Origin of the sequence: Bacillus sp. FSL K6-0073 (genome assembly GCF_038006085.1) — a bacterium.
Taxonomy (GTDB): Bacteria; Bacillota; Bacilli; order Bacillales; family Bacillaceae_G; genus Bacillus_A; species Bacillus_A cereus.
Genome location: NZ_JBBOUN010000001.1, coordinates 1,799,688 through 1,814,409 on the forward strand (window position 1 = coordinate 1,799,688; position 14,722 = coordinate 1,814,409).

Here is a 14,722-nt window from a genome sequence, read left to right on the forward strand (position 1 = left end):
TTTTCAGTCATATATTATGTATTCTATAGTCATTTGAAAAGAGGGGAGAGACATGCAAGGGGAAATACAAAAGGAGAAAAGTTTAGGTTATATTGGAAAATTATTATTACCAGTTAAAGTATCAACGCACTTTAAGTTTTTATGGATTGGACAATTACTCTCGGCCTTAGGTAGTTCGATAACTATGGTCATACTTCCAGTTGTTGTGTATTCATTAACTGGTTCAACAGTTGTAATGGGGATGACGATGGTAATGTACATGCTACCTAATATTCTTGCTTTACCATTTGCAGGTTTAGTTGTAGACCGAATTGATCGGGTTAAATTAATGTTATTTACGGATATAATCCGCTGTATAGTAATGCTATTACTTGCATCGCTTATATTTATGGATTTATTAACAATTACGATTTTATATATTCTCGTTGCCATATATGGACTTATGGAAGGGATATTCCAACCAGCATATTCTGCTGTAAGGGCAAAAGTATTCGTCCCTGAAATTCGTAATGCAGCTAACGCACTCACTCAAATGAGTAATCAAGGTATACGATTAATTGGGCCAGCACTTGGTGGGTTAATCGTATCGGTTGCATCTGCAGGGATAGGTTTCGGACTAGATGCAGCAACGTACTTATTATCATTTTTATGTTTATTATTTTTAAAAGAAATTAAGTTTAAAAAAGTAAAGCCCATTGAAAAGAGTAAGCTTACTTACAAACAAGAGTTTATGGAAGGTGTTTTAGTTTTAAAAAGTCATCCGTGGCTGTGGATTACAATTTTAGTTTTTTCTTTTATAAATATTTGTTATGCCGGCATTATCGTCGTATTAATTCCATGGTTATTTAATGTTCATCATCATTTTGAAGCTTACGTGTATGGACTTGGCATGGCCTTTTCTGGTGGTGGGGCTGTAATTGCCGCATTAATATTTGGTGGGAAAGAGCGGTGGCATAAGAGAGGATTACTGGCTTATGGAGGTGTTTTAATGAGTGGCATTGCTTTATTAATTATGCCATTCATTTCTTGGGCACCCGCTTTAATATTCTTAATGGCAATTGAAGGATTTGGCATGATGATATTTGGACTCATTTGGGAAACGAGTTTACAGGAGCTTGTACCAGAAGAAGCATTCGGAAGAGTGGCAAGCCTTGATATGTTGGGTTCTTTTGCTTTATTGCCATTAGGGTATGTAGTTGTAGGCTGGTTAGCTACTGTCATAGGTGGCGAAATAACTATTATAACACTAGCTAGTTTAGTAATTTTAACAATTGGAATAGCATTGTCTGTACCGAGTATTCATCGATTTAATTAATTATATGGGAAAAGAGGGCTAGACCTATATAGAAAATAACTTAGCATATAATCAACTAGTATTAATAAAACACCTTTGTAATGAAAAACTGTCCGTACATATTTGGCACAACAAAATTAGAAATCACAAAAGAAGTGACGGAAGCGATACAAGCAGGTTTCAAAAAAGAAGACTAAGCCCTAAAGAAATTAGGACTTAGTCTTCATTAAATACAAATGTTTGTTTCATTTTTTTACCTTCATTTACCGGATGGCCATTGTAAGAGAAATTCTTTTCTTCCCAAGTGATTACAACTTTAAAATTATGACTATTAAAGTCTAATGGGAATACCATGTAGTCAAAGCTTGTATGACTTTTAGAAATGTTTCCATTAGGTGTAGTAGGTTTAAAGGTAGCTTTAGAGGTAGGGTTGTTATCAAGTATTTCCACAGATACGTTTGATACATCATGACCGATGTTTTTTACGAGTAAACTATACGTATCAAATACACCTTGCTTTGGCTGGATTGCTTGCTTGTTTGAGTTATGAGATTTATCGATTTCGACATACCATTGTTTAGACTTTGATGCAATCGGTAGTGACTGAAATGTGTAAGCACTAGCTTGTATTGGTAGTGCTAAGCATAAAAGTGTAAAGAGAGTTAATATTTTTCGTTTCATTTTTTGAGTGCTCCCATTCTTTAATGGATTTACTTGTTATTATCTTCTTTTTACGAGTAAATATACCATATAATGTAAAGAGGCTATTGTGAGTAGTGGATCAATATCTTATTCACTACTCTTATAGCCGGCATAATTACGTATGTAGTAAAAAAGAATAAATTTTTTTCTATACTTAGATTGCTGCCCTTTTTAAAAGGGCTATTTTTACGTTTTAATAAAAAGAATATACTAAGAGTTCAGTATAAATTATTTATTTTAATGTAGTTAAATGTGCTTGTATATGTGAAATTAGAGAAGGAAGCTGTGTAGAGGTGTTTCTACACAGTTTTTTAGGATATGAAAAAATTACCAAAAATATGTTAAAATAACATTGTCATACAACAAGGGGGATTTGTTTTATGGAAAATGGACATCTTGCTAAAGTAGACTTAACGAAAAAAATTGAATCAAAATCTAAGTACAATAAGAAATTAGAAAAATATCAAAGGCGCTTATTAGCATTACAGCAAATTTTGAAAGAAGAAAAAATCGCGGTTATGCTTGTTATGGAAGGATGGGATGCGGCTGGTAAAGGTGGGGCAATTAAGCGGGTGACGGAACACCTTGACCCGCGTGGGTTCCAAGTAAATCCAATTGGAGCGCCTGCACCTCATGAAAAACGTTACCATTATTTGCAACGTTTCTGGCGCAAAATTCCACAGTACGGGCAAATCACCATTTTTGATCGCTCATGGTACGGTCGTGTGTTAGTTGAGCGTGTTGAAGGATTTGCTACAAAGGAAGAGTGGATGAGAGCATATGATGAGATTAATGATTTTGAAAAACTACTAACAGATGACCATTACATAATAGGGAAGTTCTTCTACCATATAAGTAAAGAGGAACAGTTAAAGAGATTTAAAGATAGAGAGAAAAATCCTTTGAAAAGATGGAAAATTACAGACGAAGATTGGCGTAATCGTGAAAAATGGGATGAGTATGTTGAAGTAATGGAAGACATGTTTGAAAAAACAAGTAAGCCAAATGCAAAGTGGCATATTATTGAAAGTAACGATAAATTGTATGCTCGTGTGAAAACGTTAAAAATCATTATTTCATTCATTGAGGATTATTTCTTAGAACATGGTATAGAATTTCCTTCTTATTATTATGAAATGAAAGAGGATATTGAAGGTTTGCAAGATGTAGGTGTGAAAGAGTAAATAAGAAAATGGCCCTGTGAATTGGTGAAACCAAATTATGGGGCTTTTTTATTTAGAAATATTTTACAATTAACAGAATAAGGTATATAATCAATAATCATATTAATATTGTTAATATGATTATTGATTATATACTATGTGGGGGTTTTACTTTGAAGGGAAGAGATGTTGTTTTAGGTTTATTAATGGAAAAGGAATTGTCTGGTTACGATATTAAAATTGTGTTTGAAGACGTATTTACTCATTTTTTTGATGGAAGTTTTGGAATGATTTATCCAACGTTACGGCAATTGGAGAATGAAGGGAAAATAAAAAAAGAGGTTGTCATGCAAGAGGGAAAACCGAATAAGAAAATGTACTTTATTACAGATGAGGGGCGTGAAGAATTTTATCAATACATGCAGACGCCTGTAGAGAAGGATGTTTTACGTTCGGATTTTTTAATGAGAATGTATTTTGGCAACTATAGTGATGATGTAACAATAAAAAAATGGATTAAAGATGAAATTGAAAGAAAAGAAGCGTACATTGCAGATCTTCGATTGAAATATGAAAAGTGGAGAGTAGGTATTACTTTCGTCGAAGAAATTTCACTAGATGTAGGTATTGCATCGTATAGTGCACAAGTGGAGACTTTGAAGAAAAAATTAGAAGAGTTAGAGGCGAAAGAAAACAATAAAACAGAAGAATGAAAAACGCATTCACAATAAATAAAGGGGTATATAAAGATGGAGCAATCAAAGGGTATTAAGATTGTCTTTTTAATGTGTCTAGGTATCTTTCTTTGTATGATTGATACGACAATTATGAATATAGCTTTACCGGCAATACAATCGAGTGTAAATACTTCATTAGAAAAGATGTCTTGGGTATTAAATGTTTATACAATGACGATTGCAGTACTTGCCATTCCGTTAGGGCGGATAGCTGATATCTTTGGAAAAGCAAAGATGTATATTCTTGGTCTGGTGATTTTTGGTGGTGGATCGGTACTTTGCGCTTTTGCTAATACAGGTGATTTTCTTATTTTTTCTCGTTTTATACAAAGTATTGGGGCAGCAATTTTATTTCCAACAAGTATGGTAATTGGTGTATCAGCTATGCCGTTAGCTAAAAGGCATGTTGCACTTGCAATTTTAGGAGTAACACAAGGATTGTCAGCTGCTATGGGGCCAGTAATAGGTGGAATTATTACGCAAAATTTAGGATGGAGATGGGTGTTCTTCGTTAATGTTCCGGTTTGTATAATAGGAATCGTGTTATGTTGCATCATGCTACAAATAAAAAATGAAGAACGTATTATCTCAAAAATAGATTGGATAGGACTACTATTAAGTAGCACAGCAATTTTTTCATTTACTCTCATATTAGTAAAAGGTAATACATGGGGATGGCAAAGTAATATTGCTTTGTCTTGTTATGCAATTAGCACTATTTCTCTTATTCTATTTATTTTAGTAGAACGAAAGATTCATAACCCAATGGTGAATTTAAAGTTATTTCAAGATCGAATGTTTGTCGGAGCGTCGATCGTTGTTATATTAAGTAATTTATTTTTAATTGGAGTTACTGTATTGCTTCCAACGTTCTTGACGAAACTACAAGGTCGAACGGAAATTGAAGCGGCTTTTTTAGTGACACCTATTTCAGCAATGATATTTTTTGTCTCACCAGTTGCAGCAACTTTAATTAAAAAACTCGGAAAAGTAACTATTATTTTGTCAGGATTTCTTGTTATGGGGCTTTCCTACTATTGGTTGCAAATGATTGATGTTCATTCAACAAATATAGAAATTATTATTCCATGTATGATATTAGGTGTCGGATATGGCTTAGTAGTGGGGCCAATTACAGTTTTAAGTGCGTCTTCGTTTGAAGGAGAATTATTAACTGCTTCTCAAAGTGTTGTATCAATGTTACGACAGGTTGGAATTGTATTGGCGGTCGCAATATTTGTCTCTAACTTAACTCATAATTTAAATGTAAATAAAGAAAAAGTATATCGTTATGCAGAAGAAAAGGTGCGGAATATTCATGTGAATAGTACTGAGCAAACTGAAATTTTACAAATGACTAAAGAAAAAATAGAGAATCAAAGTTTAGAGTCGAATATAAATAAGAAACAAAATACAATGACAATGGGATTAAGTAAAGAGAAAAAGGAAGAATTGATTCGCGACAAGACGGATGAAATATTAAGAAAAGTTCCAGTAGAATATAGGGATGTAAAAAGAGAAGAAGTTATGAGGCAAGTAACAAAAGAAGTTGAAAAACAAGAGGAAAGTATAAAGAAAGAGGTACTCACATTCTCGAATGATGTGAATCATTATGCCAAGAATCAGATGGCAATGAGTTTTACAGATTTATATAAAGCAAGTGTGCCAATTATTTTAATTTGTGCTTTCGTAAGTTTGTTGTTTTGGGAAGGAAGAGCTTTGAGTAAAAAGAGAAGGGGAAGGATAGTAGAAGAAGTGTAAAGGCAAACAGGCTGCTATTAGCCTGTTTTTTCATTGTTTTCTCCTTGCATATTGTGAATAGTAGTATTTTTAATATAGCATGGGATAAGTCGAGTATGATTAGAAAGTTTTTTAGAATGAAAGGGATGAATGGAAAATGCCATTGAATATGTAACGTTATACATAGTACATTAACAAGAGGGATTAATTTTAAAAGGAGGATGGGGAATTGCTAGATAAGGCAGGGGCTTTAATAGATAATCATGTGTACACAGACGAAGAGCAACAACAACTATACAAACGAACGTTAATAATCGTCAGCATTTCACAAATGTTTGGCGGTGCAGGACTAGCTGCTGGTATTACAGTGGGAGCACTTCTTGCGCAGCAAATGCTTGGAACAGATGCATTTGCAGGATTACCAACTGCTATGTTTACATTGGGATCAGCATTAGCAGCTTTCATAGTAGGGAAGCTTTCGCAACGATATGGACGCCGGATAGGTCTTGCAACAGGGTTTATAGTAGGTGGATTTGGAGCAATTGGTGTTGTAATGGCAGCTTTAACGAATAGCATTATTCTTTTACTTATTTCTTTACTCATATATGGTGCCGGTACAGCCACGAATCTACAAGCTCGTTATGCAGGTACAGATTTAGCAGATAAGAAGCAGAGAGCAACGGCTGTTAGTATTACGATGGTAATGACGACTTTCGGTGCAGTTGCAGGACCAAATTTAGTAGGAGTAATGGGTAGTTTTGCGCATTCAATTGGAGTTCCTAAACTTGCAGGTCCGTTCATACTATCGGCAGCAGCATTTATACTGGCGGGTCTAGTTCTTTTTGTTATGCTTCGTCCAGATCCGTTAATTATTGCTAACATAATAGAAAGATATAAACAGGAACATACATATAAAGGGCAACCAATAACAGAAGAAGTGAAAGAAAATAAACGAGGTATTACAGTTGGAGCAATCGTAATGATACTTACGCAAATCGTGATGGTTGCGATTATGACGATGACGCCAGTTCATATGGGACACCACGGTCACGGTTTAAGTGCAGTAGGACTTGTGATAGGTTTTCATGTAGGTGCAATGTATCTTCCATCTCTCGTTACAGGAATGTTAATTGATAAAATTGGCCGAACTACAATGAGCATAGCTGGTGGAGTGATTTTACTTGCAGCGGGTGTCATAGCTGCGATAGCGCCAAGTGATTCTTTATTACTATTAATCGTTGCTCTGTCTTTACTTGGGCTAGGATGGAACCTCGGATTGATTAGTGGTACAGCACAAATCGTTGATTCCACAACACCGTCTACACGTGCTAAAACACAAGGAAAAATAGATGTTTTTATTGCGCTAGCTGGAGCTTCTGGTGGAGCGATGTCAGGTATGGTAGTAGCGAATTCAAGTTATGCGGCATTGTCATTGGCTGGAGGCGTGTTAGCGTTATTACTTATTCCTGTTGTGATATGGTCTCGAAAAGGGGCAAGAAATTAAATGAAAAAGAGGTTCTAGTTACTGACTAGAGCCTCTTTTTATACACTTAAATTAAATTCCACTCTACAATAAGTCCTAAATGTGTAAGACCACCACCGAATCCGTATAGTAAAAGTGTGTCTCCATTATTTAACTTCCCTTCTTTTATAGCTAAATCTAGAGCGAGTGGAATGGTGACTGAAGAGGTATTCCCCATATATTCCACGCTCGTTAATGTTTTTTGTATTGGAATTTGAGATTTTTCGCAAATAGATTCAATCATTCGTAAGTTAGCGCTGTGGGGTATGAACCAGTCTATATCATCTACTTGCATATTTGCGGTATGTATTAAATCTTTTATGCCTTTTGGCACTGTACGTGTTGCCCATTTATATACTTCTCTTCCATTTTGAACGATTTTTTCATTTGTTTGCAGTGGTGTGCCATTCATAGTAGTAGATAAGTTTGTTCTATATAGATGAATGCCGCCATCACCGTTTGTTCCCATGTGAGAAGCGATAAAGCTTGGGGTGTCTTCATCTCTTTCTAATAAAATAGCTCCAGCACCATCACCGAATAAAATACAGGTCGTTCTATCGGTATAATCAGTAACTTTAGATAATGTCTCTGTCGCTACGACAAGTATTTTTTCATGTGATCCAGAAGTGATTAAGCTATTACCGACGTGTAGTCCATATGTAAAACCAGCACAAGTTGCATTTAAATCAAAAGCTAGTGTATGAGGTATGTTGAAGTATTGTTGTATTTGGCAAGCAACACTAGGGAAAACGTAATCAGCAGTAGTAGTAGCGACAATGATACAGTCGACATCTTCTAAGTTTTTCTTATATGTTGTACATAAATTTTTAATTGCTTTAATGGCTAAGTTTGAGGAATATTCTTCTTCGCTAGCGATTCTTCTTTCCTTCATTCCTGTTCTTTGTACAATCCATTCATCATTCGTATGGACCATCTTTTCTAAATCGTTATTAGACAATATTTGATCTGGAACATAAGTACCAATTGCAGTAATACGAGATTTAGAATGCATAGGAACATCTCCTAATTTTTATTTTTATAACCTGATACTAATATCAGACTATAAAAATGTCAATATAGATTTTTGTTGTATTAAAACGATAATACTTAACTTACTATGAAGGAATTTGGCGAGTGCTGTAAAAATAATATACGAGAAGTTTCTAAAATTGATAATTGCTTTTGTTATTTTTATTGTGAGAAAAACTCGCAAAAAATGACGATTTTCTTTAGTGTGATATAGGTTGTTAAACCTTGTGAAAGCGAATTACTTATGCTACACTTTATGTAACTTAAAATGAACGGAGGGGCTTCCTTTGATCTTAATCAGATTACGTCTCAATACTTTGTGCCAATAATTGAATAGCGCTCAAAGGCTCTGTCTGTGTACAGAGTGAACGGGATTGGTCTGCCTATTTTAAAGGAACCCTTTATTAAGCTTATATGTGACAAAGAGGGAGGGACGAATACGCCCTCTTTTTGTTTTGCCTTTATAAATAGAATGGGATTGTATAGGTGAACGCTTATTGTGGATACGTATATGATCTTGGGACTTTTTGACTATAAAATAGGATGAAAGCATAGCTTTCTTCTATTTCTTTGGTGAACCCTTATCCGTTTACGAAAACACAGGCAGCGACCTGTGTTTTTTATTTTACGTAATCGAAATGGAGGAATAAATATATGGAAGAAGTATTACAAAGAGCAGTTTTAGTTGGAGTAAATGTAGGTAATGAAGATGATTTTGCATATTCGATGGAAGAGTTAACAAATCTTGCGGAAGCCTGTGATGTAGAGGTAATTGGGCAAGTAACGCAAAATTTACAACGAGTAAATCCATCGCATTATATCGGAAAAGGAAAGATTGAAGAAGTAGCAGCGTATGTACAAGAAATAGATGCGAATATGATCATCTTTAATGATGAATTATCTCCTTCACAAATTCGAAATTTAGAAGAGGATTTAGATTGTAAGGTAATTGATCGTACCATTTTAATTTTAGATATTTTTGCGCAACGTGCGAAAACGAAAGAAGCACAGCTACAAGTAGAAGTAGCACACCTTCAGTACATGATGCCTCGTTTAATCGGTCTTCGTGAATCGTTAGGGAGACAGAGTGGCGGCGTTGGTACGAAAAATAAAGGTGTCGGTGAGAAGAAGTTAGAGTTAGACCGTCGTAAAATTGAAGAACAAATTTCAGTTTTGAATAAAGATTTAGAAGCGCTCGTTGCCCAGCGTCAAACGCAGCGAAAGCAACGTAAGAAAAATGAAATACCTGTTGTAGCATTAGTAGGTTATACGAATGCAGGAAAGTCAACGACGATGAATGCAATGCTTGAAATTTATAATGGTACAGAAGAAAAACAAGTATTTGAAAAAGATATGTTATTTGCGACGTTAGAAACATCTGTACGAAATATTGATTTGCCAGATAATAAATCATTTTTATTAACAGATACAGTTGGATTTGTAAGTAAATTACCACATCATCTTGTGAAGGCGTTCGGTTCAACGTTAGAAGAAGTAGCGGAAGCAGATTTACTTATTCACGTCGTAGATTACGCAAATCCAAATTATGAACAATTAATTGATATTACAAATGAAACGTTAAAGAAAATTGGAGTAGAAAATATTCCAACGATCTATGCTTATAACAAATCAGATATGGTGGATGTTGAAATTCCGAAAGTACAAGAAGACCGCGTGTATTTATCTGCGAAGAAACATGTTGGAATTGAAGAGCTTGTAGAAATGATTCGTTCCCATATTTATAAAGAATATACGAAATGTGAAATGTTAATTCCGTATGATCAAGGACAGGTAGTTTCTTATTTCAATAATCATGCGCACGTTTTATCAACGAGTTATGAAAATGAAGGTACGAAACTAGAAGTGGAATGTAAGACGAGCGATTACGAGAAGTATAAGCGTTTTGCAATTTAATGTAAGAGGCAACCCAGTTTGTGATTGGGTTGCCTTTTTCTATAATGTTTTACTGCTGAAAGTTACAAGGATGCAAGTCAATGATGGGAGTTAAGTTATATTTCTGGAAAAAGAAATGAAAGCAGTATAGAATAGAAATGTTTCAAAAGTCAGAATTTATTACACCTACTGTAATAAATATATATTTTGTACAGAAAGGAGCGATTCACATATGCAGGCAGTTTCACAAAAAAACACAGTAGAAACACCGACAATATATCGAATATTATTTGCGATTAGTTTCGGACATTTTTTAAATGATTCGATGCAAGCAGTTGTGCCGGCGTTGTTTCCTATTTTGGAAAAAACGATGAATTTATCCTATATGCAAGTAGGGTGGATTGCGTTTGCGTTAAATATGACGTCATCGATTATGCAACCGGTGTTTGGTATGTATTCAGATAAGAAGCCGTCACCATTTTTATTACCACTCGGTATGTTTTCAAGTATGCTTGGAATGATTGGACTCGCGTTTGCACCAAACTTTATTATTGTTATTATTTCTGTTTTATTTATTGGCTTAGGTTCCGCAGTCTTTCATCCAGAAGGCGCTCGTGTTGCGTATATGGCGGCAGGTGCAAAACGAGGGTTAGCGCAAGCGATTTATCAAGTTGGGGGAAACACGGGGAATTCTTTAGCTCCTATTTTTACAGCGCTAATTTTCGTTCCACTCGGTCAAATTGGTTCATTAGGTTTTACAGCATTTGCAGCAGTAGGAATTGCATTATTAATTTTCGTATCGAATTGGTACAAAAATGAATTAGCAACCGGCGCTGTAAGAAGGAAGAAGAGAGCTGCGCTTGAGGCGGAAAATGCAATTGTAAGTACACACATTAAATTCGTTATTATACTTCTTGTTTTTCTTACTTTTGTGCGCTCTTGGTACGGTGCCGGTATCGGGAATTTCTATCAATTTTACTTAATTGAACATTATGGTTTATCTATAAAAAATGCTCAGTATTTCGTATTCGCATTTATGATTGCTGGTGTGTTAGGCACTTTCTTCGGAGGACCGTTAGCAGATCGATTTGGTAAGAAAAACATCATCGTATTTTCAATGTTAGGTTCAGCGCCACTTGCGCTGTTATTACCACATGTCTCACTTGTGTGGGTCGTACCTTTATTTTTATGTATCGGTTTTATTAGTTCAAGTAGTTTTAGTGTAATTGTTGTATACGCGCAAGAGCTTGTTCCGGGAAAAGTAGGGATGGTATCAGGTCTAATTGTAGGTCTTGCGTTCGGCCTTGGTGCTTTAGGTGCTGTAGTACTAGGAAAGTTAGCTGATATATATAGCCTTCAGTTCATTATGATATTGTGTAGTTGTTTACCGTTAATTGGACTTACTTCATGGTTATTACCAAGTGATAAGAAAACGATAGAATAGGGGATGCACTATGAAATTATGTGAAAACGTAACAGAATTAATAGGAGATACACCTGTCGTCCGATTATCTAAATTTATTCCGGAAGACGCAGCGGACGTGTATGTGAAACTAGAAATGTTTAATCCATCACGTAGTGTGAAAGACCGTGCTGCTTATAATTTACTTCACGTTGCAGAAGAAAATGGTCTCATTAAACCAGGGGATACAATTATTGAACCGACAAGCGGGAATACAGGAATTGGTTTAGCGATGAACGCAGCAGCTAAAGGGTATAAAGCGATTTTAATTATGCCAGACAATATGTCAAAAGAGCGTATTAATTTATTGAAAGCATACGGGGCAGAAGTAGTTTTAACACCAGCAGAACAAAGAATGCCAGGAGCAATTGCGAAGGCGTTAGAACTGCAAAAACAAATACCGAATAGTTTTATCCCGCAACAATTTGAAAATCCAGCTAATCCGAATATTCACCGTTATACGACTGCACTTGAAATTTACGAACAAATGGATGGAGAGCTTGATGCTTTTGTTGCAACGGCAGGAACAGGCGGAACGATTACAGGGACTGGTGAAACGTTAAAAGAGAAATTACCAAACTTATATATTGCAGTAGTGGAACCGAAAGGATCTCCCGTTTTATCAGGTGGTGTACCAGGTCCTCATAAACTAGTAGGAACAAGCCCAGGATTTATTCCGAAAAACTTAAATACAGAAGTGTATAACGAAATTATTCAAATTGCAGACGAAGAGGCTTTAACGACAATGAGAAATTTAGCTAGACAAGAAGGATTATTAGTTGGGCCATCTTCTGGAGCATCTGTTTACGCTGCAATTATGATAGCGAAACGTCTAGGCGTTGGTAAAAAAGTTTTATGTATTGCGCCTGATACAGGTGAACGTTATTTGAGCATGGGGTTATTTGAATAAAAAGGATAGAAACACCTTAATAGTGAATAGCTGCTATTAAGGTGTTTGTTTTATGGAATGAAGAGGGGGAGAAGAACAATGAAACTATTAAAACCAATACATGAATATAGTGAGCATATTACGGCGTATAGACAAGCGTTTTTACACTCAGGGGAGCAACCACATCGCTATCAAGCTAAGCTTATACAAAGTCAATTTTAGGCGAGATTGTTCCTTTTTCTAAAGGGCAAGTGTAGGTGATTGAAAGATTTGCATACGAAATAAACCCTAACGGGTTTCACTTTTTTGAATTAAGCGGCTTGATTGTCCGACATAGTACAATTATAAACGACACCTAATATATCAAAAACTGTTTTCTTCTCATACCTATGGAATTTTCGCCCGTTTTGCTGTAGGAGATTGAACAGGCGAAGTAATACCTTTGATAGCTCTTGGGTGTTTTTTTGTATAGTTTGGAATAGAAGAAGGAAATAGTCTTTAATCATATATATGGCCTTATATTCACTCAGTTCTCGTTTCTTTTTCATAAGAAGTAATTGCCGCATTTGAAACATGGTAGAAGAACAAAGTAGAATGGCAATCAGTTGCCCATACAAATGGCATTCCAATCGTTCTCGTTTTATCTTTTTACAATGATGAATATGAAAGAATGATTTCCATGTTTTAAATAAAATCTCGATTTGCCAACGTAAAGAATACCAATCATGTACTTGTCCCATTGGGACAATATCTATAGGGGTATTTGTCATATATACATTGATACCGCTAAGTCGTTTACTACGAGCAGAATACTTCATTCCTTTCTTTTTTTCTCTTACCGTTTGATCGTGTAATCGTTTTTGTTGTTGTTCTTTTGTTAGTCGATGAACAATCACACGAGTTGGTACTTTATCAGTCATTCCTACATAAGCGTTGGATATTTCATATGTTTGTCCTGGCTGAAGAGAGTTCATTAAAACCTCCATATCTATTTGGATATACTCTGTACCCTTCTTAATTCTGCCATCTTGAAAATAATCAGGGTTTGGATTTTTTTGATAAATACGTGTATTCGATTTAATACGTGAGATATAATAGGCCTTTTTATCTTGTATATGTTGAAGATCTTTCAAATGAAAATAACCTAAATCTCGGATACATAAATCATTCGCTGTTACAGTTGGGGCACACAGGGAACCGTAGGTTCGATCATGTTGTTTACCTGGACCTGTATGAATATGAAGGAATTGTCCACTTAATAAATCATACTCAAGCTGTATCTTTACTCCCGCTGTATGGCTGCATCCTCCCGCACCAGGATAAACCGATGAAAATATATCCGGGAGTTGAAATGCAGTTGAATCTAAAATACGAATACGCTTGAAAACAGAAGTGTATGGAGAAGAAATCGGCATAGATGCGGCCAATTTTTTGCTTAGTAGTTCGGCTAGTAGGTGTTGTAAAAGTTGGACGGCCGCCTTATTAAACCGTTGATTCAGTCCCTCAGGACTGATGAGTACTTCTGTTGATGCTTCTAAACAGCTAGATAACTGAGTTAAAGAAGTCATAGCTACATTTTGGCTCACCCATACACATAAAGCTACTAAATCTTTTGCTTGGTACTTACTGGTTCGTTGTACAAAGCCAACATCTCTAGCAATATCTCGTAAGGCATTTGGAGATAGGGCACTTTGAATCTCTTGAGCAAATAGTTGTAATTCGTTAGACACAGAAACAGACATAAAAAACGCCATCCTTTCCTATGATTCTACAGAAAGAATAGCGTATTTTTTCATTTTAGGGGGCATTTCTTTTTATTAGCTTGATAGCGATGGGGAGCAACCACATGGAAGTAGTTCTTTACAAAACTTTGATTCTCTTGATGAATGGTTTGAAAAAGTGAGTAAACAAGAACTAGGAGAAAATTTACTAGCTAATCGAGTGCCATCTAGTCAGTTTTTAAGTTTTGAAAAAGGAGAACTTATAGGTTTTGTGAATATTAGACATAGATTAAATCCAGAATTATTACGGGAAAGCGGTCATATTGGATATAGTGTCCATCCAAATAAACGTCGCCACGGTTACGCTACGAAACAACTACAACTTGCATTAGCTGAAGCGCAAAAGTTAGGATTGCAGAAAGTATTAATAACTTGCGATAAATCCAATATCGGTTCTGCTAAAACGATTCAAAAGGTTGGAGGTGTGTTAGAAAATGAAGTAGTTTCTTCTCGTACTGGTGAAGTTATTCAGCGCTATTGGATAGAAATATGATTAAGTAGGAATTTGAA

Annotated in this window: 11 protein-coding genes and 2 pseudogenes; 10 read left to right on the top strand and 3 right to left on the bottom strand. The window is 35.5% G+C overall.

Annotated elements, in window-relative coordinates; all coding sequences use genetic code 11:
- Positions 1 to 52 precede the first annotated feature (52 nt).
- Positions 53 to 1,315, top strand: a complete 1,263-nt coding sequence (locus MHB52_RS09505) for an MFS transporter (protein WP_061664456.1) — start codon at positions 53 to 55, stop codon at positions 1,313 to 1,315.
- Between the two features lie 195 nt (positions 1,316 to 1,510).
- Here the strand turns inward: MHB52_RS09505 and MHB52_RS09510 are convergent, their stop codons facing one another.
- Entirely contained in the window at positions 1,511 to 1,975 is a 465-nt protein-coding gene (locus MHB52_RS09510; protein ID WP_016117566.1) for a hypothetical protein, read from the bottom strand.
- Positions 1,976 to 2,376: 401 nt separating this feature from the next.
- Here MHB52_RS09510 and MHB52_RS09515 point away from each other — a divergent pair, with 401 nt between their 5' ends.
- The 4 genes from MHB52_RS09515 (at position 2,377) to MHB52_RS09530 (ending at position 7,140) form a co-directional block, all read left to right on the top strand.
- Entirely contained in the window at positions 2,377 to 3,180 is an 804-nt protein-coding gene (locus MHB52_RS09515) for a polyphosphate kinase 2 family protein (protein WP_000427322.1), read from the top strand.
- A 152-nt stretch (positions 3,181 to 3,332) separates the two neighbouring features.
- A complete protein-coding gene (locus tag MHB52_RS09520; RefSeq protein WP_000678333.1) occupies positions 3,333 to 3,872 on the top strand; it encodes a PadR family transcriptional regulator in 540 nt (179 codons plus the stop codon).
- A 36-nt stretch (positions 3,873 to 3,908) separates the two neighbouring features.
- Positions 3,909 to 5,657: an MDR family MFS transporter gene (locus tag MHB52_RS09525; protein WP_061664455.1), complete on the top strand. Its 1,749-nt coding sequence runs from the start codon at positions 3,909 to 3,911 to the stop codon at positions 5,655 to 5,657.
- 208 nt (positions 5,658 to 5,865) lie between these two features.
- The gene (locus MHB52_RS09530) at positions 5,866 to 7,140 is read left to right on the top strand and encodes an MFS transporter (RefSeq protein WP_061664454.1); all 1,275 of its coding nucleotides are present in this window, start codon (positions 5,866 to 5,868) and stop codon (positions 7,138 to 7,140) included.
- A 46-nt stretch (positions 7,141 to 7,186) separates the two neighbouring features.
- On the opposite strand, the gene MHB52_RS09535 is transcribed toward MHB52_RS09530, so the two are convergent.
- Positions 7,187 to 8,170, bottom strand: a complete 984-nt coding sequence (locus MHB52_RS09535) for a ketoacyl-ACP synthase III (RefSeq protein ID WP_016117569.1) — start codon at positions 8,168 to 8,170, stop codon at positions 7,187 to 7,189.
- Positions 8,171 to 8,841: 671 nt separating this feature from the next.
- Here MHB52_RS09535 and hflX point away from each other — a divergent pair.
- From hflX to MHB52_RS09555, 4 genes and pseudogenes are all read left to right on the top strand, one after another.
- The gene (hflX, locus tag MHB52_RS09540) at positions 8,842 to 10,101 is read left to right on the top strand and encodes a GTPase HflX (protein ID WP_061664453.1); all 1,260 of its coding nucleotides are present in this window, start codon (positions 8,842 to 8,844) and stop codon (positions 10,099 to 10,101) included.
- Between the two features lie 211 nt (positions 10,102 to 10,312).
- Positions 10,313 to 11,524 (top strand): MFS transporter, encoded by a 1,212-nt coding sequence (locus MHB52_RS09545; RefSeq protein ID WP_001149411.1) that lies wholly within the window; start codon positions 10,313 to 10,315, stop codon positions 11,522 to 11,524.
- A 10-nt stretch (positions 11,525 to 11,534) separates the two neighbouring features.
- The gene (gene cysK, locus MHB52_RS09550) at positions 11,535 to 12,452 is read left to right on the top strand and encodes a cysteine synthase A (RefSeq protein ID WP_000762273.1); all 918 of its coding nucleotides are present in this window, start codon (positions 11,535 to 11,537) and stop codon (positions 12,450 to 12,452) included.
- A gap of 78 nt (positions 12,453 to 12,530) precedes the next feature.
- A pseudogene (locus MHB52_RS09555) lies at positions 12,531 to 12,617 on the top strand (GNAT family N-acetyltransferase); the annotation flags it as partial.
- 125 nt (positions 12,618 to 12,742) lie between these two features.
- Here the strand turns inward: MHB52_RS09555 and MHB52_RS09560 are convergent.
- Entirely contained in the window at positions 12,743 to 14,173 is a 1,431-nt protein-coding gene (locus MHB52_RS09560) for an IS4 family transposase (protein ID WP_061663672.1), read from the bottom strand.
- A gap of 91 nt (positions 14,174 to 14,264) precedes the next feature.
- Here MHB52_RS09560 and MHB52_RS09565 point away from each other — a divergent pair.
- A pseudogene (locus tag MHB52_RS09565) lies at positions 14,265 to 14,705 on the top strand (GNAT family N-acetyltransferase); the annotation flags it as partial.
- Positions 14,706 to 14,722 lie beyond the last annotated feature (17 nt).

Bases quoted from the DNA above. Each gene is read 5' to 3' on its own strand.
- MHB52_RS09505 (WP_061664456.1), top strand. From the start codon at position 53: ATGCAAGGGGAAATACAAAAGGAGAAAAGTTTAGGTTATATTGGAAAA.
- MHB52_RS09510 (WP_016117566.1), bottom strand. From the start codon at position 1,975: ATGAAACGAAAAATATTAACTCTCTTTACACTTTTATGCTTAGCACTA.
- MHB52_RS09515 (WP_000427322.1), top strand. From the start codon at position 2,377: ATGGAAAATGGACATCTTGCTAAAGTAGACTTAACGAAAAAAATTGAA.
- MHB52_RS09525 (WP_061664455.1), top strand. From the start codon at position 3,909: ATGGAGCAATCAAAGGGTATTAAGATTGTCTTTTTAATGTGTCTAGGT.
- MHB52_RS09535 (WP_016117569.1), bottom strand. From the start codon at position 8,170: ATGCATTCTAAATCTCGTATTACTGCAATTGGTACTTATGTTCCAGAT.
- hflX (WP_061664453.1), top strand. From the start codon at position 8,842: ATGGAAGAAGTATTACAAAGAGCAGTTTTAGTTGGAGTAAATGTAGGT.
- MHB52_RS09545 (WP_001149411.1), top strand. From the start codon at position 10,313: ATGCAGGCAGTTTCACAAAAAAACACAGTAGAAACACCGACAATATAT.
- cysK (WP_000762273.1), top strand. From the start codon at position 11,535: ATGAAATTATGTGAAAACGTAACAGAATTAATAGGAGATACACCTGTC.
- MHB52_RS09560 (WP_061663672.1), bottom strand. From the start codon at position 14,173: ATGTCTGTTTCTGTGTCTAACGAATTACAACTATTTGCTCAAGAGATT.